We start from the raw sequence: 24682 nt of genomic DNA on the forward strand, positions 1-24682 counted from the left end.
AATCTTTTCAGGATTCCTTTTTTCCGATAGTGAGCTGAGCCACCGCAGTAAACACCGCACTGATCAGCAGCTCTCCGTAATATCCCAGCCCTCTGCTAAGCACCATTCCCGGAAGCAGCAGGCCACTGAATACCGGACTGAAAATGGTAAGAAACAAAGTCTCACTGATTCCCATTCCTCCCGGAAGCGGCAGCATATCCACAGATACCGATATCACTGCCTGGAGAAAAAGGATATCCCAGAAACCGGTTCCATGGAGTCCAAAAGCCTGATATACGAACCAGGTTACTGCAAACAGTGCCATACGCTGGATAAAAGTGATCTCTATTACTTTAACGATCACCAGCGGATTATTCTTCAGATATGCCGCAGTATTTCGGTAAGTATCCATGGAAGCTTCCAGTTTTTTCAGCCGTCCCTCTTTTTTCCTCATCAGATGAAACCGTTCCAGAAGCTTCATTCCCTTCATCAGGATCGCTTTTGCCAAAAGCGGATGAAATACCAGAATGGTCATAAAAGTGACACAGAAGATATTCAGCATCAGCCCCAGATAAAACACCGGCAGGATTCCTTCCAGATATTTGTGAAGAAATCCTCTTCCGAAAATCGCGATTCCAATACCGATCACCACAAGCACCAGCTTATAGGTAATCGTCACGATCATCAGGATCACCGTTGACACCGGAATGGAAATCTTCTCTTTTTTCATATAGTAGATCTGCATGGGCTGTCCGCCGCTGGCGGATGGTGTGATACAGCTGAAAAAGAATCCTACAGACGAAAACAGAAAGCAGGTTCTTTTTTTCAGATGGATCCCGCTGGAACGCATCATATACCAGATAATGATGGATTCACCCCAGATAAAAAATGCTACCAGTGCAATTCCCGGAAACAGCCACCGTTTATCTGCCCTATGTATGGCATCCATCATGGAAGACAGGTCTTCTCCGTGAAAAACGCCGTAGATAGTCAGGGCAAAAACTACTGCCAGGAACACTCCGTTAAATATGATCTTTTTTCTGCTCTTCATCACTTGACACCTTCTGTATAGCTGTTGATCTTCTTTTCAATTTTAGTTCCAAACCGTTCATAAATATGCCAGAGTTTTGTTTTCTGTCCCAGAATAAAGCATACCTGAGCCAGGATCACACCACCTGCCACATCCACAAGTACATGCTGCTTGGTAAAAATGGTAGACAGAAAAACCAGCACAGCCAGTGTAAACGATACCCCCTTATACCATATCGGAATTCTTTTCTGATCCTTGATCCCCAGAAAACAGAACCAGCTTACCAGACAATGGATAGATGGAAACAGGTTATCTGCCGCATCAATGGAATACAGCCAGCCGGCCAGCAGATCCCAGATTCCGTTTCCTTCGATCACCGGTCTTGTATTGGTAGTGGGATATGCCAGAAATATGATCAGACACACACAACGGGATATAATATCCGCAGTAAAAAAACGGTAAACCTGTTCCCGCTCCTGCCTTGCCGCAAGGATATAATTCACTGCCCAGAATACATAACAGCCAAAATAGATAATCAAAAACTGCGGCACAAATGGGAGCCGCAGATCAAGATTACTTTCTATATTGTGATGATACCAACCGCCTGCGATCGCCCTTGAACCGGAATATACAAGACAGTTAATTACAAATGAAAAAACAAGGGGAAAAAGCCCGTACGCAGGTACGATCCCTGTTACATATTTCCAAAAACGTTTCATAAATTCACGCCTCATTATTTTATTGATATCAGGAATAAAACATATTCTTCTCCTGCTAACATCTGCTAGTCACAGTATAACAGTCGGGGCGTATGGTTTCAACTGAATATGGAAAGTTTAAGAATTGTTAAGATTTGAGTTGTTACTGTTCACTCCGTTCTCAGTAACACGCTTCGCGATGCACAGAATTTATGCTAATCACATAAATTCGCGCGGTATGTCTCGGGTTTTCTGTGACCTTCGCTCACAAAAAACACCTTGCCGAATATTACCAGTGAACAGCAACTTTGAGTTCAGTTATTTTTTCTTTTTTGTTCATACTTTTTTCAGAATGACGTCACAGAATAACCACAAAATATGAGTATATTATTAGATGTGCAAAGGGTACTACCTTTGATAACACTTTTTTCTTTTTCATACTGCCGGGGCTGCCTCCAAACAAAGCCCCGGCCTCCTTCCTTTTTATTTTCCCATTTTTTAATTATGCCATGCAAGACGTATACTGGACGGATGTACTTCTTTTGTCATCCAGTCCACATCGTTGGTGATCCAGTCCATGATCCCGAGCTGGCGTGTCTCCCATGCGATGGTTGCCTCTCTTGCTTCCGGTGTTTCTTCCACTTCCATGGTTGTGTCGATCTCATCATATCCAAAAATATATCCGCCTGCACTCCAGATGCTGAAGTTGCTGTCCGGGCCCGGATCTATTGTTTCGCCTCTCTGCGCCACAAGTCCGTCATGACGGGCTTTATATTCTTCCTCACAGCCGTCTTTTAATTTTGTCATGAACATTCTGTGGCGGATCAGCTCTTTGTTTTCTCTCACAACACCAAAATTATGATACATCAGGCGCATGTCTTTTCCAGGAGTAGAGATCCAGGTAAAGGTATCTCCGATCTTTTCAGTCAATGCTGCCTTTACTTTCTCCTCTTCCGGAGAGATCACCTCTCCGTCTGCATTTTCGTAATATCCGAAGATCAGGTCTGCCGCATTCCAGATGCTGAAATTATGGATGCCGTTACGGTCAAGATATGCAGTAAGCTCCGGCCAGATCTCGCCTAAGGTCTTACGGTAATCATTCATTTTTCCTTCTTTTACTTTCATTGCAAAAGCATGTCGTTCCATTTATGCTATCCTCCTGTTTTGATGATCCTGTGCTATGTTTTCCACTATGAGCAGATGTAGTTCTTCTGCCCTCATATGATTTGATTCTATCACTTTTATTTTGTTTTTACAATTATGAGGGCAGGATTTCCGTTCACTGTTCACAGGTAATATCCGCAAAGCATGTTGCCTGACACAAAGTTATCCGTAACGATTCCCTGAGATGCTCAGGCAAGATACAACATGACCATCAGTGGCATGGTTATGATACTTACCAGCGTTGTCATTACATTGATGGTGCTGGCATAGACCGGGTCCTGATCGTAGAGCTGTGCCAGCTGTACAATCGTTGTTGCCGACGGTGTGATCACTGCCATCAGACTGATAAGCAGAATGGTTTTTCCATCCTTTACCATTGAAGCCAAGGGCAGATACTTCAAAAACAACAGTATGAGCAGCGGAGTCACCACCATTTTCAAGATCGTGACCAGATAGATCCTGGAATGGCTGAAAATATCTTTCCATTTTACCTCCGTCATGGTCATTCCAAGCATGATCATACATACAGGTCCCAGGGTGGCTGAAATCTGGCTCATGGTGTTTCCAAGGATCACCGGCAGTCTGATCTGCGTGAAGAACAGAACGATTCCAAGGACAATAGCGATCAGATTGATGTTGCAGAGGATTTTTTTCCAGTTGATGCCGGCCTTCGCCTCCATCAGCGACTGTCCGTGGGTCCACATCAGGATCATCTGCACACTCAGGAAAGCACTGGCATAGATCACCCATTTTTCACCAAGAACTACCGTTACAAGAGGGATCACCAGATTTCCGGAATTGGAATAGATGATGGATTCTTTTTCTACCACACTTAATTTCAGTGGCTTGCCGATGATCTGTACAAATACCAGAAGAAAAATATGGATCAGGATGGCTGCTGCCACTGCCAGAAGGAAGCCATTCCTGATGCTTCTGGAATATTCGATCTGAAAAGCATTAATCATTACACAGGGCATGATGATGTAGATACAGATGACTGAAAGTGTCTTGCTGCTTTTTGCATCGATAAGTCCGCATTTTACCACTGTAAATCCACAGGATATCATCAGAAAAAATACGATGATCTGCTGCAATAATTGTAAAGTTATCATTTTTTCTCCCCTTCGAACGCGTCAGCTCTGTCCTATCTCTTTCAGGGCTGTCTGAAGCTGCGCGTCTTCTTTATGTGTAAGTTCTGTCCAGTCTGTGATATCTCCGGAAAGCTCTGCTTCCACATCCGGAGTGATTCCTTTTTTGTTGATATCATTGCCCTTTGGCGTAAAATATTTTGCGATGGTGATCTTTACCGCACTGCCATCGGTAAGAGGCTGGATGGTCTGCACCACGCCCTTCCCATAGGTAGTTGTTCCTACAATCGTTCCAATCCCGTAGTCCTTTACCGCCCCCGCAAAGATCTCCGATGCACTGGCACTGTTTCCGTTTACCAGAACAGCCAGCGGCATGTCCAGTTCATTTTTTCCGTCGCAGGTTTCCTCTTCCCTTTTTCCGTTTTTGTCTTCTGTATAGACGATCAGTCCTTCCGGAAGTATCTGGCGGAGTACGCCGCAGACTGCAGTAAGAAGGCCTCCCGGATTATCACGGAGATCCACAACCAGCTTCTTCATTCCCTGATCCTTCAGATCTGCAAATGCTTTTTTATACTGATCGCTGGTCACCTCAGAAAATTCGGAGATCCGGATATAGCCGGTGTCTTCGGAAAGCATCTCATGGGAAACGGTCTGAATCTCCACATCCCGGATCTCCACTTTGACATCCCGGGGGTTCTCTTCGTTTTCCCGCTGTATGGTCAGCATTACGGAAGCTTTCTCACTGTCACGGACCATGGAAGCAATATCTGAAGTTTCTTTGTCTGTAACATCAGCTCCATCTACTGCCTTGATCACATCTCCCTTTCTCAGTCCCGCCTGTTCTCCAGGGCCGCCCTCATAAAGCTGTATGATCTTTGCCCCTCCGGTGTCATCCTTCTGAAGAACGGCACCGATCCCTACGTAGGAGCCTTCATTGGAAGTATTCAGCTCTTTATACTGTTCTGCTGTGTAATAGGTGGAGTACGGATCCTTCAGGCCGGCAAGCAGGCCAGCATAAAGCCCCTCACGCAGGCTGCTTTCGTCTTTTTCATCCAGATATTCTTCATCGATCAGTTCTTCCAGGTAATTCAGCTTCTGAACCGTTTTCACATCGGAAAGCGCATTGCCTTTCGGAAACAGTACTTTCTGATAGCTGGTAAAAACAGCGCCTGTCACAACCAGCGTTGCTGCCACTCCAATGGCTATACCTTTTTTGAATTCTTTATTTTTCATATTTTTCCTTTCTTCTGCACAGCCGATAAAGCCGATAAGATCACAGATTTTCTGTACTCCTCTGTGCGCCGTTCGGTTTTTATATACCGAAAACGGCTGCCGATATTCCGACAGCCGCTGTATATCTTATGATCACACATCATGCGGATACATAAGATTCTCTGCTATTTGGTTATACTCTGAGATGTTTTCTTGTTGTGAAAAAGCTTCCCAAAAGACCGATTCCCACACCAAGTCCAAGTCCCATGGGAACCAGACCCTCATAAATCTGCCAGATCGGAATGAAATCCACGATTCCTGTCAATACATTGAATTTTGTCAGAATAAACTCTACAGCGGAATTATACAGGAAAAACAGGCAGATCAGCGGTATCGCCGCACCGATCACACCGAGGATCATACCTTCCAGAAGGAATGGCAGTCGTACAAAAGCATCTGTAGCTCCTATGTATTTCATAATTCCGATTTCTTCCTTGCGGACAGAAATACCCATAGATACTGTATTGCTGATCAGGAATATGGAAATGATCAAAAGGATTGCGATCACGGCAATCGACACATAAGAAACCAGCTTGTTGATGGAACCCAGTGTCCTGGAGGCCTGTTCAGACTGATTTACCTTCCGGACATGTTCCAGTCCCTGGATATAATTCACCAGTTCTGTCTGCTTGGTGATATCATTGAGATATACCTGATAATTGGATGAATTGGCAAGAGGGTTATCATCTTTAAATCCATCTGCCGCATCTTCATCTCCAAAATATTTCTGTTTGTATTCTTCCCATGCCTGATCTGCGGACTGATAGTCCATCCTGGCCACTTCCGGCCTGGACTGAATAGCATCGCCGATCGCCTGGATCTCTTCCTCTGAAGTGCCCTCATCAAAGAATACTGTGATCGGTACTTCTTCTTCCACCTTATGAGCAATATTACCGACGTTGTTCACGATGGAATAGAAAATGCCTACCAGAAAAATGCAGGCTGCCATCGTGATGATACATGCCAGGGAAAACATCCAGTTTCTTTTTATATTCTTAAAGCCCTGCTTCAGGGTATACCAGATCGTACTAGGCCTCATGATATCCTCCCTCTTTCTCATCGCTGATGATCTTGCCGTTGTGCATGGTGACTACTCGCTTGCGCATGGCATTGACGATGTCCTTATTGTGGGTGACTACCAGAACTGTGGTTCCTCTTTCATTGATCTGCTCCATCAGGGCCATGATCTCTTCGGAGGTTTTCGGATCCAGGTTTCCGGTCGGCTCATCTGCCAGAAGGATGTCCGGGCGGTTTACCAGTGCTCTGGCAAGAGCAACTCTCTGCTGCTCACCACCGGAAAGCTCATCCGGGTATGCCTTATACTTTCCTGCAAGTCCTACCTCCTGGAGAACCTCCGGCACACGTTTGCGGATCACACGGGTGGGTCTTCCTATGACACGCTGCGCAAATGCTACATTCTCATATACATTACGGTCTTTTAAAAGACGGAAATCCTGAAATACTACCCCAAGCTTTCTGCGATACTTTGCAACGCGTCTGTGTTTCATCTTCTCCAGACGTTCCCCGCTGACTGTGATCGTTCCGCTGGTAGAATCCAGTTCTTTCATCAGAAGCTTGATCAGTGTGGATTTACCGGAGCCACTGCTTCCTACTACAAATACGAATTCCCCTTTATCAACATGTAAGTTCGCATGATTCACAGCCGGAAGACCCGGGCCGTAAGATTTGCTCACATCTACAAGATCGATCATATATATCCTCCTCTATATTATAAAAGCATAATTCTCTTAATTTTTTTGTAACATTATTGTAATATATTTTCTGTTTAAATGCAAGAATAAATTTCCCGGGCCCTACAACTGTTACTGTTCACTCCATTCTCAGTAATGCGCTCCGCGTAATATTACCAGTGAACAGTAATCAACAGCCCTCTTCAAATTATTTATTTTAACGTAAAAATACCAAAATTACAATAGAGTCATGGATGTTATCTGTGAAGTTCATGTGAATTCGTTACTGCTCACTCCGTTCTCAGTAACACACTTCGTGAATGCTTCCAAACAGGAGGGACATTTACAACAATATTCCATGATGAAAAACGCTCATACAAAAACTGCCGCCTATTCCGGGAAGGAATAAGCGGCAGTTTAAAAGTTCTAATATGTTGCCTTAATATAGCAAACTATCATCCTGCATTCCGAATGCTATTAATACTCTAAGGTTTCCATATATTTCATATATCGAACAACCATCAGCGCGATCTTAAATGTAATGGCATCCTCAAACACTCTCAAATCAAGGCCTGTACTCTTCTGGAGTTTATCCAGACGATATACCAGCGTATTTCTGTGGATATACAGCTGACGTGAAGTTTCAGATACGTTCAGACTGTTCTCAAAGAATTTATCGATGGTGACAAGTGTCTCCTCATCGAAATCATCCGGAGATTTGTTGTCAAAGATCTCGCGGATAAACATCTTACACAGAGGAATAGGCAGCTGATAGATCAGGCGTCCGATTCCAAGTGAGCTGTATGCGATAACTTCCCTGTCTCCGAAGAAGATCTTGCCTACATCAAGGGCCATACGCGCTTCCTTGTAGGAACGTGAAACTTCTTTCAACTCATTAACAATGGTACCGTATGCCATGTGGACATCCTCACCATCTTTATTCAGATCCAGAGTATCCATAATCGTATGAGCCAGCTTATCCATCTCCGGATAGCCCTCTCCCTCTTCCAGTTCCTTGACTATAATGATGCTCTTCTCATCAACAGCAGTGATAAAATCTCTGCTCTTTCCGCCAAAAAGGCTTTTCACGCTCTCTACAGAGCTGTGATCTTTCTCCTGGTTCAGTTCCAGGATCATAACTACACGACGGACATCTGCTTCAATATGAAGCTTCTTCGCTCTGTTGTAAATATCCACCAGAAGAAGATTATCAAGAAGAAGATTCTTGATAAAGCTGTCTTTGTCAAAACGCTCCTTGTACGCAACGATCAGATTCTGGATCTGGAAGGCTGCAAGCTTGCCTACCATATAAGTATCCTCATCATCTCCGTGGGCTACCAGGACATATTCCAACTGATAATCATCACAGACCTTAAAGTACTGAAATCCCTTGACAAGCTGGCTGTCCGCCTGGGATTCTACAAAAGCCTGGATATCTGCCGGCTGGATCTCAAAATCAGAAAAGGTAGACGCAAGTACCTTGCCGTCTGTGTCAATGACACAAAATTCCGTCCTTGATATTTCTTTAAGTCCCTCGAGCGTATTCTGTAACACCTGATTCGATATCATTCCGTTCAATCCCTTCTCACTTATGTGTATGCTTATCTTCTGTCTTTCCCTCTCTATCTATGGCTATTTTAATACAAAATCACCAAAAATGAAAGAGTAAAACTGAAAAAATTTACAAATTTTTGTTGAAATCCGCCTAATTTTTCTCTATAAAACCTTCTCCATGAACTTCTCTTGCATCGGAAACGATCACAAAAGCGTTGGGATCAATATCATCTACCAGCTCTTTCAGCTTCACAATTTCCTTTTTGTTTACCACACAGAAGATGATCGTCTTCTCCTGACCGGTATACATCCCCTTGCCACAGATCCCTGTCGCTCCGCGATCTAGGTCTTCCATAATGACTCTGGCAACCTCATCCGGCTTCTCCGTGATGATAAATGTCTGTTTGGAAAACTTCAGACCTTCGATCAGACTGTCGGATACTTTTGTTACCAGATAAACCGCAATGATGGCATACAGGGCCCGCTGGATACCGAACACATACATTCCTACGATCACAATAAGTCCATCAATAAACTGCATGATCTGTGCGATGGAATAATGACGCATATACTTCTGGATCAGTGCTGCCATCATATCCGTTCCGCCTGTGGTTCCCTGTCCAAGGAAAACCATTCCAATGCCGATTCCCAGGATCACACCACCGTATACAGCGGCCAGAAGGAGATCATCTCCCGCAATATTCCACACCGGCTGAATGGCAAGCCAGGTTGAAAGGGAGATCTCACCGACCAGAGCTTTTTTTACAAAGGAAAAGCCTTTGATCCGACATCCCAGAAAAAACAGCGGAATGTTCAGCGTGATATTGGTAAGCCACAGCGGAACCCCGCCATCTATGATCTCACCGGTCCAGTGCTTCACCAGGATCGCTATACCGGAAAAGCCGCCTGTTACCAGCCCGGTTGCATCAAAAACGGAATTGATGGCAAGTGCCATCAGCCCGGTTCCTACTATGATCAGAAGATAATCCAGATACCAGTCCTTTTTTTTCACAAGACTCATAAAGTGCTCCTTTCATTTTTTACAGCAATTCCCGGAATTTATGTCTTGAAATGTCCTCAATATTTCTATTCCGCTGTGAAAATCCCGAAAATGCTATAGTATCATATGACAACTGCATCAGTTTCCCGCACTGACGTGTCATAAAAAGAACGGGACCGTACACTATTCTGCGTCCGTTCCCGTTCTCCATGCTATTTTTCTGTCTTTTTATTTATAAAATGAACAAATTCATAGCTTTCCATTATCTGAAAGTATTTTACGATTCTCGGATAAAGCGGTTCTGCCTTATCTCCGAAATGCTCTTTCACCAGCAGGGCAAGCTCCTGCACGGTTTTGGCTCCATCGATCTCAGGCCAGATAAAAGTTCCCATTTCATCAAGATGAACCTTGGAAAACCTTGGCTTGCCAAAAACCTTCTGCGCGATGGTATTGAACATACCCTTATTCTCTATCTCAAGAATGATCCGCTGCTTCAGGTCCCGGTGCCACCGGATCGACTGGTTTGTTTCCGGGATCAGATCAAGATAGTTGATATCCTGTTTCTTATCCTTTTTGTTTTTTCTCATCAGGCTTTCTTCTTTCTCCAGATAGAGAATTTAAGCAGTGACAGGATCATGATGATCATCAGCACAACACCGCCGATATTTCCAAGGTTTACAACGCCGGACATATCAAGACTGATACCGACAACTGCAAAGATCGCAAGAAGAATTCCAACAAGACCCTCGCCGGCGATCATACCAGCACAGTACAGAGTACCATCTGTAGCCTGAGCTGTCTTGGTTTTTTCGTCAACACCCTTTCTGCGGTCAAGTAATCCACGAACGATACCACCGATCATGATAGTTGCGTTCAGGTAGATTGGAAGGTAAAGACCGATTGCGAAAGGCATTACCGGGATACGGAGGATCTCAAGGCAGATCGCAAGGAATACACCTACAAATACAAGTCCCCATGGAAGGTTTCCGCCCATGATTCCCTCAACGATCATCTTCATAAGCTGAGCCTGCGGAGCAGGGATCTCTGCTGTACCGTAGCCCCATGCTGCATCCAGAAGATACAGAACACCGCCGATAGCAAGACCGGAAACAACAACACCGAGCATCTCGCCCATCTGCTGCTTCTTAGGTGTAGCACCAAGAAGGTATCCTGTCTTAAGGTCCTGAGAGGTATCACCGGCGATCGCTGCGATGATACAGATAACAGAACCAACAGCGATCGCTGCTGTCATTCCGTCGATACCTGTTTTACCGGAGCTCTTGATCGCAAATGTAGCGATCAGAAGAGTAGCGATAGCCATACCGGAAACCGGGTTGTTGGAGCTTCCTACAAGACCTACCATACGGGAAGATACTGTTGCAAAGAAGAATCCAAAAACTACGATGATAAATGCACCAAGAAGAGTTACCGGGATTGCCGGAACGACCCAGATGATAAATACCATTGCTATAACACCGAGAAAGATGAACTGCATCGGAAGATCCTGTGCGGTTCTCTCTGTGCTTGTGTTCTTGCTTCCCTTCATGCTCTTCATGGAGTCACGGAAGGTTGTAACGATCAGCGGCAGGGATTTGATCAGGGAAATGATACCACCTGTTGCGATAGCACCTGCGCCGATATATTTAACATAAGTAGACCAGATTGCTGCTGCTCCGCCGTTTGCGTAAAGCTGGGCAATGGTCGTTCCCTCTGCTGCCGGATACATCCATGTATCAGGTCCGAACAGGCAGATCAGCGGAATGATGACCATCCAGCCGATAAGAGAACCTGTAAACATGTAGGATGCGATCTTCGGTCCTACGATATAACCAACACCTAGAAGTGCCGGATAAACCTCCATACCGATCTCACCCTTAAAGGATTTAAATGCTGCAGAAACATCTGCCGGAAGAAGCTTCAGTCCATCAACAACAAATTTGAAGATGGCAGCAAGTCCCATACCGGAGAATACTGTGGAAGCATTTGCTCCGCCTTCCTCACCGGCAAGAAGAACGTCTGCGCAGGCAGTTCCTTCCGGATAGAGAAGAGTTGCATGCTCTTTAACAATGAGGGCATTACGAAGGGGTACCATGAAAAGTACACCAAGGATACCACCGCAAAGTGCGATCAGAGTGATCTCAACGATGCCTGGTTTGCTTGTAAGTCCTTCCTCTGCCCAGAGGAACAGTGCAGGCATGGTGAAGATAGCACCTGCTGCAAGAGACTCACCGGCTGAACCGATAGTCTGGACCATATTGCTCTCCAGAATGGAGTTTCTGCGAAGAATCACGCGGATAACACCCATGGAGATAACTGCCGCCGGAATGGAGGCAGATACTGTCATACCAACACGAAGACCAAGGTAAGCATTGGCTGCGCCGAAGATGACAGCAAGAATACATCCCATGATCACAGATGTAACTGTGAGCTCCGGAGTGATTTTCTCCGCAGGAATGTAAGGTTTGAACTCTGTGTTTTTGTTCATATTTCCTCTCCCTTTATCTAGTAAATTAGTAACGCTATATAGTATAGCAAATTTCGCAGTATTTTGCAAGAAATTATATCTGAGATATTATATATTATTTACAATTTTCTGTATAATTATAAGCAAATAATCGGTCACTATGCAGCTTTTATGCTAACATAGTGACCTTATTCCTTACAATTGAATATTATACATTTAAAATAAAATACTTTTTTTTCAGTTGTCCGTTTCCAGCTGTTTTGTCAGATATCGCCCTACGATCTTCGAGAAATTTCCGATATCCCGGATATAGGCAAAATCCTTTCCAAAAATCTTCTTTTCCGCCGGAAGATCCTTCTCTTCACCTGCAAATACCCCCAGAACACTGACGCCCTGGCTCCGAAGACGCCGCACCTCTGTTGCAGTATCTGAAATGGCATATTTCCCCTGATAAGGGGCCGGATTTTTTGCATTGGGGCGGTTTATGATCACATCGTAGGGGCGTCCGTCACTTAAGATGATCAGGATCTTTTTTTCCTCTTCCCTCTGCAAAAGACTGTATCCCGCTGCTTTTATGGCAAGCCCGTCCCGATTATTGGAGGAAGTCACATAATTGAAAATATCCTCATCCGCCGAAACCGGATCATCATATTCCCGGAACCTGTGCAGGATCGTATGATCCCAGAATGTGCAGTAGCTCATAACCCGATGAGGAATATCCACATTACTCAGGGCAGAGCTGATCATATAAGCCTGCAGTGCCACATCTCCCTGTCGGCTCATCTGTGAACCACTGGCATCGATCAGTATATCCACCACAAAATCCGTATTGTCTCCACGAAGAATCCTCTTAAAAAGATTTGCCTCACCGCTTCTGCCTATACGCCACAGCCTGGAAGGAACGATAGTTCCCCGGTCTGATAGGACTTCCTGGTTTTCACTTCGGATCACCAGTGCTTTTTTCAGGAGTTCAGTCAATATGGCAATATTTCGTTTTGCAATTCTGTGCTTGTCATGATAGATCCATATGTTCTTATTACGCAGACGCTTTGCATACTGGTACTGATAATTATCACGAACCGGATTTTTCAGGATTCCTTCTGTAAAATACAGGCTGCAGTCTCCGTGTATTCCCCGGCACATAAGATGGTTCATTCTTTTTTCTTCCGCAGGTGTGAGATAGGTTTTTCCAAAATTCAGTTCCACATAGGTATGAGCTTTCTGAAGAGCTTCCTCTGAAATCACCGTGATCTTGTTTTTCACCTTACGTTTTTCTTCCATATCCTGTGTCAGCGAGGAATCTTCAATATCTGTCATCCGGTCTGTGAGCTTTTCCACATAATTTTCCAGAGCTTCCTCATACATCTCTTCATTAAGGTAGTCTTCCCAGCCAAATTCCGTCAGTTCTTCCAGCGTCACCGCCATTACCCGTTCAAGGGAACCGTTTTTTTTCTCAAAGTCCGGATCGATGACCGCATTATAGAGGCTGTCGATGATCCGAATCAGTTCCATGGTGTCTCCGCTTTCTGCGCAGGCATAGATCTGATTCCGGAATGCAGACAGTTTTTTCTCCAGAGGCTGTACGCTTCCTGTAAGTATATCACGGAATACTGCAATTTTCAGCCTGTCTAACAGCTTATCGTAGGAAGGCAGGGTTTCATATTCCTGATCCAGGATATCTTCCAGAGCTTTTTTTCTCATACGGCGAACCCCGGGGCGCTCTTCACAGATCCGCTCTCCCACTGCCGCTTCGATACAGAGCTGTGTCAGCCCGGTCAGCTCCGTCTCAGAGGCATCCAGATAGATTTTTTTTACAAGATAAAGGCCAAGAAGATTTTTGTCAAAATATCTGGCAAAAGCCCCCTGTTTGATTCCATCGTAAAGAGCGATCTCTTTTGAGCGGAGAAACAGCGATACATCCGGCTTCACATCCAGTGTATAGTCGCCGCTTACCGTCCAGAGGAGATTACGGATCCGGTTTTCCAGCTCCATCTTGTAATCTTCTATAGAAAGTTCTTCTGTCAGATCTTTATGCATAGACATCGTCCTTTGTCCACTCTTCCGGGATCCTTGTACGGACTACATCGTCCACGATCTCCTTTTCAAAAATATCGAAGGTTTTGTTCACCACTCCCATCTGCACTGCTGCCAGGGGAGAAAGTCCTGCACGAACGATCTTCATAGCAGCCAGAAGACCTCGAAGATCCAGCGCTTTTGTGGAGATCTCACTGTTTACGGATTTCTTCTGAAGATCCATAAATACACCGATAAACTGTTCCACTGCCTTTTTCTTTGCCTCCGGGAACATTTTGCGGAAAATAAATCCCAGGGTTTCTTCTGTCTGCGCTGGCATATCGATCACCAGGAAACGAGAAACCAGAGCTTCGTTCAGCTCCTTTGTTCCTGCATATCCGTAGTTCATGGTTCCGATAAAACGTGCCGCAGGATGAAGGTCGATCCGGTCATAGCCCGGAACATCAATGTAGCGGCGATAGTCCAGAGTCGCATGAAGGACAGAGACCGCATCGTTCTTTGCCATATTGATCTCATCCAGAATACCGAAGCCACCATACTCGGCACACTGATAGATGCTGCCCTTTCGGAGGCAGACTTCATTGTTTACAAAGGTATCCGTTCCGATCAGATCTCCGCTGTTTGTATTGACATGGAAAGATACATTATAAACCGGGCGGCCAAAAGCATATGCCAGATTTTCTGCCAGGATATTTTTTCCCGTGGCCTTTGGGCCTGCAAGAAGAAGATTTTCTCCTTCCAGAAGTCCTGCAATGGACATTTCCAGGATTTCTTTTCCGTAGAACGGTATGGACGGTCTGGTAACTCTGGCTGCAGCCCCTTCATCAACGCCATAATTTTTCCGAAATTCCTCGATACCGTGGATCAGGCTTTCGGAAACGTTCTGTTCTTTTAAAAATTCTAATTCTATCATATATACTTACTCCTGAATCTGATTGAATGCCGCAGATATCCTCATCCGCAGTTATTATATGATCCTATGACGGATAACCGCTTACAGATTCTTTCTCCGTCAGGTAAAAAACGGGACAGATCTTACATCTGTCCCGTCATTTGATCTCAAAGATGCCGCTACACCCAGGGAACATCTCTTATTTCCTGTATTTTATTTAACCGATCATACCTCAAAGATCAGATCACCGTAGGATGGCATCGGCCACATATCTTTATCTACGATCATCTCAAGCTCGTCTACAGGTTTTCTTAAAGCCTGCATTGCCGGTACCACGCTCTCTCTGAAGAATACAGCACGGTCACGTCCCTCTTCATGGGATTCCGACTCAGCGATCAGTCCGGAAAGCTTATCCATAGCTGTCTTGGTCTCAGCAAGAAGTGCGGAGGATTTTTCCAGAAGACTTGTCTGTACACTGACATCAAGCGCTGCGCTCACTGCCTTCACAGAATTGATGGACTCTGCAAGAACCGTTGTATAACGGATCACTGCCGGGATGATCTGCTTGGTAGCTACATCCACCATGGTCTTGGCCTCAATGTTGATAGCCTTTGCATAGCCTTCATACTGGATCTCTGCTCTGGACTCAAGCTCTGCTCTTGTAAATACATTAAAGGATTCAAAAAGCTTCACAGCCTTATCTGTAGTCAGCGCAGGAATGGCATCTACCATGGACGGAAGGATCGGAAGTCCACGTCTCTTTGCCTCTGCCTCCCACTCCGGTGCATATCCGTTTCCGTTGAATACAATACGCTGATGCTGGATCGCATACTCCTTGATCAGGTCATGTACTGCAGTATCAAAATCGTCTGCTGCTTCCAGACGGTCGCATGCATCGCGGAATACTTCTGCTGCAATCGTGTTCAGAACTACGTTGCACTCGGAAATGGAATCACGGGAACCAACCATACGGAACTCAAATTTGTTTCCTGTGAACGCAAATGGTGATGTTCTGTTTCGGTCTGTAGCATCCTTCATGAAATCCGGAAGTGTCTTAACACCGGTATCCAGGATCTCGCCGGTCTTACTGTGTGTGGCGGTACCTGTGCTGATCAGCTGCTCCAGAACATCCTGAAGCTGCTCACCAAGGAATACGGAGATAACTGCCGGCGGTGCCTCGTTTCCTCCGAGACGTTCATCGTTTCCAACGTCTGCTGCAGACTCTCTCAGAAGATCTGCATGCTCATCAACGGCTTTCAGGATACAGGTGAGAACAAGAAGGAACTGGATATTCTCATGAGGAGTTTTTCCCGGCTCAAGAAGGTTGATCCCGTCATCCGTTGTCAGGGACCAGTTGTTGTGCTTACCGGAACCGTTAACTCCTGCAAACGGTTTCTCATGAAGCAGGCAGCGCATACCATGGCGACTTGCAACTTTTTTGAGGATACGCATCATGATCTGGTTGTGATCTGCTGCAATATTTACCGGTGCGTAGATCGGTGCCAGCTCATGCTGTGCAGGTGCAACCTCATTGTGCTGTGTCTTTGCTGTTACGCCCAGCTTCCAGCACTCCTCGTTGACTTCCTTCATGTATGCGGAGATTCTCTGACGGATGGTTCCGAAATAGTGGTCATCCATCTCCTGTCCCTTCGGCGGCATAGCACCGAAAAGAGTTCTTCCTGTATAGATCAGATCTTTTCTCTGGAGCCATTTCTCCTTATCAACCAGGAAATACTCCTGCTCAGCTCCAACGGAAGGAGTTACTTTTTTTGATGTTGTATTTCCGAAAAGGCGAAGAAGTCGAAGCGCCTGTGTATTGACCGCTTCCATGGAACGAAGAAGCGGTGTTTTCTGGTCAAGCGCCTCTCCTGTATAGGAGCAGAATGCTGTGGGGATACATAAGATCCCGCCGGCTGCGTCATGACGTACAAAGGCAGGTGATGTGCAATCCCATGTTGTATAGCCTCTTGCCTCGAATGTTGCACGAAGTCCTCCGGATGGAAATGAGGATGCATCCGGCTCACCCTTGATCAGCTCCTTGCCAGAAAAGCTTAAGAGTACCTTGCCGTCCTCTCTTGGCGCTGTGACAAATGCGTCATGTTTCTCGGCAGTAACACCTGTCAGCGGCTGAAACCAGTGACAATAATGAGTAGCACCTTTCTCAATAGCCCATTCCTTCATCTCATGTGCAACCACATCAGCGATCTCCATGGACAGCTCCTTACCCTCTTCTATTGTCTTTTTCAGTTCGCGGTATACCTTCTTCGGCAAACGGTCCTGCATAACAGAATCGTTAAATACATCGCAGCCAAAGATTTCCTTTACGTTGATATAATCTCCCATTTCTTCCTCCTTTTCGTTCCTGTATATCCAGTCTTTCTTATGAGGAAAGACATTTTCACCTCTGTATGATCACCTTGTCTTCGGATACCCGGATCATTCTTCGCTCTTCTGGGTAATCTCCTTGATCTCCTGCATTTTCTGGTTCAGCCGGCTTTTTTTCTGTTTCTTACTGCTGGTAAGATAAAGGTTCATGGCCTCATGAAGATTATCGATCTCCACACGGGTCTGATCTCCACCGAACTCTCCATCCAGCGTCCACGGAACAGCCTCCTCTGACTCTATCACAACATGCGCAGACTTAAAAGAATAGATCAGATCTGTATTATCCTCTGCAGTAAGAAGCGCAGTCATGATCTCCTGAAGCTCCAGCGGATTCTTCGGATTGGTGATCAGTGTCACCTCAAACAGTCCGTCATTCATATCCACGTTTTTTCCGGTAAGATTCTTAAATCCGCCTACAGATCTGGAATTGCTGATCATACCGTAGATAAAATCATTCTCCACAGTCAGCTCATCGGAGGTTACCTTCAGATGATAGGATTTCACCTCAAAAAGCTGCTTCATCCCTTCCAGCACATAGGCAACATGTCCCAGGATATTTTTCAGATCCTGGTCTGTCTCATAGGAAACATTGGTAAACAGTCCAAACGCAGCCACATAGGCAAATGTCTGGTTATTAAATTTACCGATGTCACAGTGATAGATCTGCTCCTCCATAATCATGGAGGCAGCTGCAGTCATACTCTTCGGCATAAACAGACTGTTGGCAAAATCATTGGTGCTTCCTGCAGGGATATACCCGATCGGTGTCTGGCTGCCCACTTCCACGATTCCGGTAACCACCTCATCCAGTGTACCGTCACCTCCACTGCAGGCGATCAGATCTACCTGATCTGCATATTCCTTCACATGTTCATAAGCATCCTTCGGTCCCTGCGTGGCACGGATGATCACTTCGTACCCACCTTTATTAAAGATATCCACAATGTCCAGCAGATGCATCTTGATTCTTCCTTTTCCTGCTTTGGGGTTGAAAACAAAAAGCATTCTTTTTTTCATTATACAATCCTCATTTCCCGAAATGATTCGTTATGTCTATTCTTTTACTATGATAAAAAAAACGATGTAAAATGTCAATCTTAACTTTTCACATCTGGTCTTACCACAGGCAGCCGGAATTTTATAACAAAAAAAGTCCGAAAACCCAATAAAATTGAATCTTCAGACCTTTTGTTAAGTAGCGAGAGGGGGATTCGAACCCTCGACACCACGGGTATGAACCGTGTGCTCTAGCCAACTGAGCTATCTCGCCATATTCTTTTGTAACATGGGACCTATAGGGCTCGAACCTATGACCCTCTGCTTGTAAGGCAGATGCTCTCCCAGCTGAGCTAAGATCCCATAACAGTTGTTCGTCTTAGGAACTCTTCCGTTCCGCAACTCGCTTTGCTATTATATAATGGTTTGTGACTTGTGTCAACAGTTTTTTTCACTTTTTTTAATTTTTTAAAAAATATATGCTTTTTTGTATTTTTACAGTGGCAGGGCGGTCTGAAATCCCCTGCCACTGCATACACCTCACGCAATCCTGGTATTATCTAAAGTACTCAACACCAGATTCGAAAATCTTGATATCCTGCTCTCCGTAGATATTGACAGCCACGCCTGCGTCACGACGCTCACTGTGTGCCATCTTTCCGAGAACACGTCCATCCGGGCTTGTGATTCCCTCGATGTTCATATAAGAGCCGTTTACGTTAAACTCACCCTCATATCCAGTCTCATCTACCGGTACATACTCCGTTGCGATCTGTCCGTTTTCCTTGAGTTTCTTCAGCCACTCATCATTTGCGACAAAACGTCCCTCACCATGAGAAGCCGGATTACAGTATACGCCGCCAAGCTGTGCTTTCTGAAGCCATGGAGACTTGTTGCTGACAACCTTGGTGTAAACCATCCTGGATACGTGGCGTCCGATGGTGTTGTAGGTCAGTGTCGGAGAATCCTCTTTCTGTCCGCAGATCTCACCGTACGGTACCAGTCCCAGTTTGATCAGTGCCTGGAATCCGTTGCAGATACCAAGAGCAAGACCGTCACGCTCATTGAGGAGCTTCATAACTGCCTCCTTGATCTTCTCGTTCTGGAACGCGGTAGCAAAGAATTTCGCGGATCCGTCCGGCTCATCTCCGGCTGAGAAGCCGCCCGGGAACATGATCATCTGTGCCTGATCGATGGCTTTCTCAAAGAGCTCTACAGAATCATGGATATCTTCTGCTGTAAGGTTCTTGAATACCTTTACGTCTACCTCGGCGCCTGCTCTCTCAAATGCACGGGTACTGTCATACTCGCAGTTTGTTCCAGGGAATACCGGAATAAATACACGCGGTTTTGCAACCTTATGTTTGCATACATAGATGCTGTCTGCTTTGTAAAGGGAACCGTCATCTGCCTTGACGTCCTCGGTTCCTGCTGCTGTTTTAAATACATTCTCCAGAGTTCCTTCCCATGTGGAAAGCGCCTCTTTCAGAGTGATCTCTGTATCACCGTAGGTGAACTTCGCATTATCCGTAACCTCACCGATCACAGTATAGGTAATGGCAAGCTCACCGACTTTTCCATCCGGAACCTCACAGATGATATCGCCGAATGCCGGAGCAAAGAAATCTCTTGGATCAAGGTTATGCTCGATCTTTACACCCATGCCGTTACCAAAGGCCATCTTGCTGACTGCAGCAGCAATTCCATGACGGTCAAGTGCATATGCGGAGATCACACGGCCTGCCTGGATATCCTGGTGTAATTTATCATACTGCTCCATAAGAGCCGGATAATCCGGAAGATCATAGGAATCCTTCGGTGCACGGAGCCATACCAGCTTGCTTCCTGCTTTTTTGAGCTCCGGTGTGATCACATCTTTTACCTTTGCAACATCCACTGCGAAGGACACCAGTGTCGGAGGAACATCAATGTCATTGAAGGTTCCGGACATACTGTCCTTACCGCCGATAGAAGGAAGGCCGAATCCGATCTGTGCCGCATAAGCGCCAAGCAGTGCGGAGAACGGCTGGCTCCATCTCTTAGGATCTTCTGTCATACGACGGAAGTATTCCTGGAAGGTGAAACGGATCTTCTTATAGTCACCACCGTTTGCAACGATCTTGGCAACAGACTCGGTTACTGCGTAGGCAGCTCCATGATACGGACTCCATGAGGAAAGGTATGGATCAAAGCCGTAGCTCATCATGGTAACAGTCTCTGTTTTTCCGTTCTGTACCGGAACCTTTGCAACCATGGACTGTGTCTCTGTCAGCTGATATTTGCCACCGTGAGGCATAAATACACTGCCTGCGCCGATGGAGCCGTCAAACATCTCCACAAGACCCTTCTGTGAGCATACATTCAGGTCAGCAAGAGTATCCATCCATTTTTTCTTTACATCTGTTATATCCGGACGTTCCTCGAAAAGATTTCCGTCCTTTGACGGGATCTCAACCTCAACGGAGGTCTCCTGATGTGCACCGTTGGTATCCAGGAATGCACGGGAGATATTTACGATCTCTTTTCCTCTCCAGTTAAGGACAAGGCGTGGCTCCTCCGTTACAACTGCAACCGGAATTGCCTCGAGATTCTCTTCATTTGCAAATTTCAGGAAAGTATCCACATCTTTCGGGTCAACTACAACAGCCATACGCTCCTGAGACTCAGAGATGGCGATCTCAGTGCCGTCAAGACCTGCGTATTTTTTCGGAACTTTGTCGAGGTCGATCTGAAGTCCCGGTGCCAGCTCACCGATGGCAACGGAAACACCGCCTGCGCCGAAGTCGTTACATTTCTTGATGATATGGCTGACTTCCTCTCTGCGGAACATCCTCTGGATCTTACGCTCGGTAGGCGCGTTACCTTTCTGCACCTCAGCGCCGCAGACCTCGATGGAAGCCTCTGTGTGGACCTTGGAGGAACCGGTTGCACCGCCGATACCATCACGGCCGGTACGTCCGCCAAGAAGGATGATGATATCTCCAGGGTCGGAATTTTCACGGATGACCGCACGTCTCGGAGCCGCACCCATAACCGCACCGATCTCCATACGTTTTGCAACGTAGTCCGGATGATAGATTTCTTTTACAGCACCGGTTGCAAGACCGATCTGGTTTCCGTAGGAGCTGTAGCCGTGGGCTGCGCTGCGGACAAGCTTCTTCTGCGGAAGTTTACCCTTCAGAGTTTCCTTTACGGATACGGTAGGATCTGCTGCACCTGTCACACGCATTGCCTGGTATACATAGGTACGTCCGGAAAGCGGATCACGGATAGCTCCGCCAAGGCAGGTTGCCGCACCACCAAAAGGCTCGATCTCCGTCGGATGGTTGTGTGTCTCGTTCTTAAAGTTGATCAGCCACTCTTCTTCTTTCCCGTCCACGTCCACCGGTACCACGATACTGCAGGCATTGATCTCATCAGACTCTTCCTGGTCTGCAAGCTTGCCTTCTGCTTTCAGTTTCTTCATTGCCATAAGTGCAAGATCCATCAGGCAGACAAACTTATCATCACGGCCCTTGTACATATCCTTATGGGCATCCAGATATTCTTTGTATGTTTTTTCAATAGGAGTCTTATAATCACCTTCGTCAAACTTCACGCTGGTAAGCTCTGTGGAGAAAGTAGTATGACGGCAATGATCAGACCAATAGGTATCCAGAACACGGATCTCTGTCATGGAAGGATCGCGTTTCTCTTCATTTCTGAAATAATTCTGGATATGCTGGAAGTCCTTAAATGTCATGGCGAGGTTCAGAGAAGAGTACAGCTCCTTCAGATCAGCCTCAGCCATATCCTTGAATCCGTCAAAAATCTTCACATCCTCAGGATCCGGGAATACTGTTACCAGTGTTTCCGGCTTCTCAAGACCTGTCTCACGGGAATCCACAGGGTTGATGCAGTGATGTTTGATCGCCTCAAACTCTGCATCTGTAACGGTTCCTTCGATTACATAAGTAGTTGCTGAACGGATGATCGGTGCTGCATTCTCATCCAGGAACTGTACACACTGCACTGCAGAATCGGCTCTCTGGTCAAACTGTCCGGGAAGGAATTCTACGGAAAATACACGTGCGCCCTCTGCCACATCAAATTTTTCAAGATACAGATCATCTACCGGCGGCTCTGCAAATACGGTCTTGCAGGCTTTCTCAAATACTTCATCGGAGATATTCTCCACGTCATAACGGATCAGCTCACGGACTGCTGTCACAGTGCTGATACCAAGATAATGTTTGATCTCATGTTTCAGTTCCTTTGCTTTTACTGCAAAGGCAGGTTTCTTTTCTACATACACACGTCTTACGTTGCTCATAGAAGGCTCCTTTCTCTATACCCGATAATAAGGATGGTAAACGTGCAGAAAGCATTTCAGTCTTTCTTTTCTGCTGAAAATATAGTATCATAGGAAATATCATTAGTAAAATTAATATATCTTATATCATTTATAAGCGGAGGATTTTTCACATATGGATATCAATCTTGAACTTTACAAAGTATTTTATTACGTGGCCACGACGCTGAGCTTTTCGGAGGCTTCCAGACAGCTTTTTATCTCACAGTCTGCAGTAAGCCAGGCCGTCAAAAACCTTGAAAAAAAGCTGGGCCATACTTTGTTTGTGCGCAGTACCAAACGGGTCATCCTGACTCCGGAGGGAGAACTTCTCCTCCAGCATGTAAAGCCGGCACTTTCCATGCTAAACGAAGGAGAGGCTGTCCTTTCCGGAGAAGGAAATCTTACCGGTCAGCTGCGGATCGGTGCCAGCGATACTCTGTGCCGCTATTTTCTCATCCCCTATCTCCGCCGTTTCCACAAGGATCATCCGGAGGTACGGATCAAGATCATCAACAGTACCTCCATCGGATGTGCGGAGCTTCTGGAAAACGGCCAGGCTGAGCTGATCGTCACCAACTACCCGAATTCCCGGCTTTCAGCCCACACCAAGCTTCAGACTGTGCTGGAATTCCGGGATATCTTCGTGGCAAATCCGGACTATTTCACCATGGGCAAATCGCCTCTTTCCATGGAAAATCTTCTGGATTATCCCATCCTGATGCTCGCTCCAAAGAGTACCACCAGCGAATATCTTCATCAGGTGTTTGCAGCCCAGGGACTGAAGCTGCTGCCTGAGGTTGAACTGAACAGCAACGATCTGCTGATCGATCTTGCAGAGATCGGACTTGGTATTGCCTGTATCCCGGATTATATGCTCCGCAACCGTCCGGGTCTGGAACCTGTCCATCTGAAAACACCTCTGCCCGCAAGAAGTGCCGTGATTGCTCATCATGAAGCACTACAGCTTTCCCAGGCTGCCCAGTGCTTTCTTAAATATTTTTCCCAGATCTGATACGATCAAGTTCCTGCCGCTTACTGCTTTTCGCGATCGAAGCAGGATACTTCCCTGATTCAGTAAAAAAGCCACCGGAATCTGCCATAAGGTTATTACGATCCTCATGTACTCAATTCCGGTGGTCTTTTCTGTTATTGATATCGGTCAGATATTATTCTTATTACTTACGCTTCAGCCTTCGGCATCACGTCTGCTGCCGCAGTGATATACTCATTCTCGATCTTACTGAACAGACCGCTGTCTGCAAGCTCTGCAAGCTTCACGTCAATCGGCATCTTGCCCAGGACCGGAACCTTCAGTTCTACAGCGATCTCATCGATATGGCTCTCGCCAAAGACCTTGATCTCTTTTCCGCAGTCCGGACATTTCACATAGCTATAGTTCTCCACGATTCCAAGAACCGGAACCTTCATCATATCAGCCATGTTATAGGCCTTCTTGACGATCATGCGGACCAGATCCTGCGGAGAAGTAACGATCACGACACCCTCGATCGGCAGAGACTGGAATACTGTCAGCGGAACATCTCCGGTTCCTGGCGGCATATCTACAAAGAGATAATCCAATTCACCCCAGATCACATCACTCCAGAACTGTTTTACCATATTTGCAAGGACCGGACCTCTCCAGATCACCGGTGTCTCCTCATCCGGGAGAAGAAGGTTTACAGACATAACCTCGATTCCGTTTGCAGTTGGCATCGGATAGATCCCATTGTCACTGCCCTGTGCATTGCCCTTGATGCCATACATCTTCGGGATGGACGGACCGGTGATATCAGCATCCATAATGCCCACTTTATATCCCTTGGAAGCCATCAGGTTTGCCAGGGAGCCTGTTACGAAGGATTTACCCACGCCTCCCTTTCCGCTGACAACTCCGATCACATGTTTTACGTCAGAAAAAACGTTTGGTTCTGCCATGAGGCTCTGGGGCTGTTTCTGTCCGCAGCCTTCACAGCTTGATTTGTTGCAGGATGTATTGCTACACTCTTTTGTCATAATAGATTCCTCTCATTCTTTGTATTTACACAGACAGAACTGGCTCTCTGTCCGTGCATTTTTCTCATTCATGAGCTCTCATGAAC

At 46.0% G+C, this 24682-nt stretch carries 18 protein-coding genes and 2 tRNA genes; 1 reads left to right on the plus strand and 19 read right to left on the minus strand.

Annotation, left to right across the window (positions count from 1 at the left end):
* Nucleotides 1–7 precede the first annotated feature (7 nt).
* From ACTNDQ_RS02800 to ACTNDQ_RS02885, 18 genes are all read right to left on the minus strand, one after another.
* On the minus strand, nt 8–1030 hold the full coding sequence (locus tag ACTNDQ_RS02800; protein WP_441063621.1) for a lysylphosphatidylglycerol synthase transmembrane domain-containing protein: 1023 nt from the start codon (nt 1028–1030) through the stop codon (nt 8–10).
* Nucleotides 1030–1728: a phosphatase PAP2 family protein gene (locus ACTNDQ_RS02805; protein ID WP_441063623.1), complete on the minus strand. Its 699-nt coding sequence runs from the start codon at nt 1726–1728 to the stop codon at nt 1030–1032. The genes ACTNDQ_RS02800 and ACTNDQ_RS02805 overlap by 1 nt, the downstream gene beginning before the upstream one ends.
* 477 nt (nt 1729–2205) lie before the next feature.
* Nucleotides 2206–2853, minus strand: coding sequence for an L-rhamnose mutarotase (locus ACTNDQ_RS02810; protein WP_441063624.1), 648 nt, complete (start codon nt 2851–2853; stop codon nt 2206–2208).
* Nucleotides 2854–3059: 206 nt separating this feature from the next.
* On the minus strand, nt 3060–3983 hold the full coding sequence (locus ACTNDQ_RS02815) for an AEC family transporter (protein WP_441063626.1): 924 nt from the start codon (nt 3981–3983) through the stop codon (nt 3060–3062).
* Between the two features lie 21 nt (nt 3984–4004).
* Nucleotides 4005–5192, minus strand: a complete 1188-nt coding sequence (locus tag ACTNDQ_RS02820; RefSeq protein ID WP_441063628.1) for a S41 family peptidase — start codon at nt 5190–5192, stop codon at nt 4005–4007.
* Nucleotides 5193–5364: 172 nt separating this feature from the next.
* Nucleotides 5365–6270, minus strand: coding sequence for a permease-like cell division protein FtsX (ftsX, locus tag ACTNDQ_RS02825; RefSeq protein ID WP_015526973.1), 906 nt, complete (start codon nt 6268–6270; stop codon nt 5365–5367).
* Complete coding sequence (gene ftsE, locus ACTNDQ_RS02830) at nt 6260–6943, minus strand: cell division ATP-binding protein FtsE (protein ID WP_278796010.1); 684 nt, start codon at nt 6941–6943, stop codon at nt 6260–6262. The genes ftsX and ftsE overlap by 11 nt, the downstream gene beginning before the upstream one ends.
* Nucleotides 6944–7399: 456 nt before the next feature.
* Entirely contained in the window at nt 7400–8491 is a 1092-nt protein-coding gene (locus tag ACTNDQ_RS02835; RefSeq protein WP_015526970.1) for a PucR family transcriptional regulator, read from the minus strand.
* A gap of 136 nt (nt 8492–8627) precedes the next feature.
* Entirely contained in the window at nt 8628–9497 is an 870-nt protein-coding gene (locus tag ACTNDQ_RS02840; RefSeq protein WP_278796009.1) for a YitT family protein, read from the minus strand.
* A 191-nt stretch (nt 9498–9688) separates the two neighbouring features.
* A complete protein-coding gene (locus tag ACTNDQ_RS02845; RefSeq protein WP_021650789.1) occupies nt 9689–10063 on the minus strand; it encodes a PqqD family protein in 375 nt (124 codons plus the stop codon).
* Nucleotides 10063–11961, minus strand: a complete 1899-nt coding sequence (locus ACTNDQ_RS02850; RefSeq protein WP_278796008.1) for an OPT family oligopeptide transporter — start codon at nt 11959–11961, stop codon at nt 10063–10065. Before ACTNDQ_RS02850 ends, ACTNDQ_RS02845 begins: the two co-directional genes overlap by 1 nt.
* A gap of 216 nt (nt 11962–12177) precedes the next feature.
* A complete protein-coding gene (locus ACTNDQ_RS02855) occupies nt 12178–13977 on the minus strand; it encodes a cobaltochelatase CobT-related protein (RefSeq protein ID WP_441063632.1) in 1800 nt (599 codons plus the stop codon).
* Entirely contained in the window at nt 13970–14887 is a 918-nt protein-coding gene (locus ACTNDQ_RS02860) for an AAA family ATPase (RefSeq protein ID WP_441063634.1), read from the minus strand. The genes ACTNDQ_RS02855 and ACTNDQ_RS02860 overlap by 8 nt, the downstream gene beginning before the upstream one ends.
* A 204-nt stretch (nt 14888–15091) precedes the next feature.
* Nucleotides 15092–17209 (minus strand): glutamine synthetase III family protein, encoded by a 2118-nt coding sequence (locus tag ACTNDQ_RS02865; RefSeq protein ID WP_110102533.1) that lies wholly within the window; start codon nt 17207–17209, stop codon nt 15092–15094.
* Nucleotides 17210–17302: 93 nt separating this feature from the next.
* On the minus strand, nt 17303–18268 hold the full coding sequence (locus ACTNDQ_RS02870) for a diacylglycerol/lipid kinase family protein (RefSeq protein ID WP_278796004.1): 966 nt from the start codon (nt 18266–18268) through the stop codon (nt 17303–17305).
* 179 nt (nt 18269–18447) lie between these two features.
* Nucleotides 18448–18521 (minus strand) — tRNA-Met (locus ACTNDQ_RS02875).
* Nucleotides 18522–18537: 16 nt separating this feature from the next.
* Nucleotides 18538–18610, minus strand: a tRNA-Val gene (locus ACTNDQ_RS02880).
* 193 nt (nt 18611–18803) lie between these two features.
* Nucleotides 18804–22559 (minus strand): phosphoribosylformylglycinamidine synthase, encoded by a 3756-nt coding sequence (locus ACTNDQ_RS02885; protein ID WP_441063637.1) that lies wholly within the window; start codon nt 22557–22559, stop codon nt 18804–18806.
* 154 nt (nt 22560–22713) lie between these two features.
* Here ACTNDQ_RS02885 and ACTNDQ_RS02890 point away from each other — a divergent pair, with 154 nt between their 5' ends.
* Nucleotides 22714–23592 (plus strand): LysR family transcriptional regulator, encoded by an 879-nt coding sequence (locus ACTNDQ_RS02890; protein WP_021650784.1) that lies wholly within the window; start codon nt 22714–22716, stop codon nt 23590–23592.
* Nucleotides 23593–23759: 167 nt separating this feature from the next.
* On the opposite strand, the gene ACTNDQ_RS02895 is transcribed toward ACTNDQ_RS02890, so the two are convergent.
* The gene (locus tag ACTNDQ_RS02895; RefSeq protein WP_288786858.1) at nt 23760–24596 is read right to left on the minus strand and encodes a P-loop NTPase; all 837 of its coding nucleotides are present in this window, start codon (nt 24594–24596) and stop codon (nt 23760–23762) included.
* Nucleotides 24597–24682: the final 86 nt, after the last annotated feature.

The sequence above is a fragment of the Blautia massiliensis (ex Liu et al. 2021) genome (genome assembly GCF_052064225.1).
GTDB lineage: Bacteria > Bacillota > Clostridia > Lachnospirales > Lachnospiraceae > Blautia_A > Blautia_A fusiformis.

Coding starts and splice junctions, on each gene's coding strand:
- ACTNDQ_RS02800 (WP_441063621.1), bottom strand. CDS start 1,030: ATGAAGAGCAGAAAAAAGATCATATTTAACGGAGTGTTCCTGGCAGTA.
- ACTNDQ_RS02805 (WP_441063623.1), bottom strand. CDS start 1,728: ATGAAACGTTTTTGGAAATATGTAACAGGGATCGTACCTGCGTACGGG.
- ACTNDQ_RS02810 (WP_441063624.1), bottom strand. CDS start 2,853: ATGGAACGACATGCTTTTGCAATGAAAGTAAAAGAAGGAAAAATGAAT.
- ACTNDQ_RS02815 (WP_441063626.1), bottom strand. CDS start 3,983: ATGATAACTTTACAATTATTGCAGCAGATCATCGTATTTTTTCTGATG.
- ACTNDQ_RS02820 (WP_441063628.1), bottom strand. CDS start 5,192: ATGAAAAATAAAGAATTCAAAAAAGGTATAGCCATTGGAGTGGCAGCA.
- ftsX (WP_015526973.1), bottom strand. CDS start 6,270: ATGAGGCCTAGTACGATCTGGTATACCCTGAAGCAGGGCTTTAAGAAT.
- ftsE (WP_278796010.1), bottom strand. CDS start 6,943: ATGATCGATCTTGTAGATGTGAGCAAATCTTACGGCCCGGGTCTTCCG.
- ACTNDQ_RS02835 (WP_015526970.1), bottom strand. CDS start 8,491: ATGATATCGAATCAGGTGTTACAGAATACGCTCGAGGGACTTAAAGAA.
- ACTNDQ_RS02840 (WP_278796009.1), bottom strand. CDS start 9,497: ATGAGTCTTGTGAAAAAAAAGGACTGGTATCTGGATTATCTTCTGATC.
- ACTNDQ_RS02845 (WP_021650789.1), bottom strand. CDS start 10,063: ATGAGAAAAAACAAAAAGGATAAGAAACAGGATATCAACTATCTTGAT.
- ACTNDQ_RS02850 (WP_278796008.1), bottom strand. CDS start 11,961: ATGAACAAAAACACAGAGTTCAAACCTTACATTCCTGCGGAGAAAATC.
- ACTNDQ_RS02855 (WP_441063632.1), bottom strand. CDS start 13,977: ATGCATAAAGATCTGACAGAAGAACTTTCTATAGAAGATTACAAGATG.
- ACTNDQ_RS02860 (WP_441063634.1), bottom strand. CDS start 14,887: ATGATAGAATTAGAATTTTTAAAAGAACAGAACGTTTCCGAAAGCCTG.
- ACTNDQ_RS02865 (WP_110102533.1), bottom strand. CDS start 17,209: ATGGGAGATTATATCAACGTAAAGGAAATCTTTGGCTGCGATGTATTT.
- ACTNDQ_RS02870 (WP_278796004.1), bottom strand. CDS start 18,268: ATGAAAAAAAGAATGCTTTTTGTTTTCAACCCCAAAGCAGGAAAAGGA.
- ACTNDQ_RS02885 (WP_441063637.1), bottom strand. CDS start 22,559: ATGAGCAACGTAAGACGTGTGTATGTAGAAAAGAAACCTGCCTTTGCA.
- ACTNDQ_RS02890 (WP_021650784.1), top strand. CDS start 22,714: ATGGATATCAATCTTGAACTTTACAAAGTATTTTATTACGTGGCCACG.
- ACTNDQ_RS02895 (WP_288786858.1), bottom strand. CDS start 24,596: ATGACAAAAGAGTGTAGCAATACATCCTGCAACAAATCAAGCTGTGAA.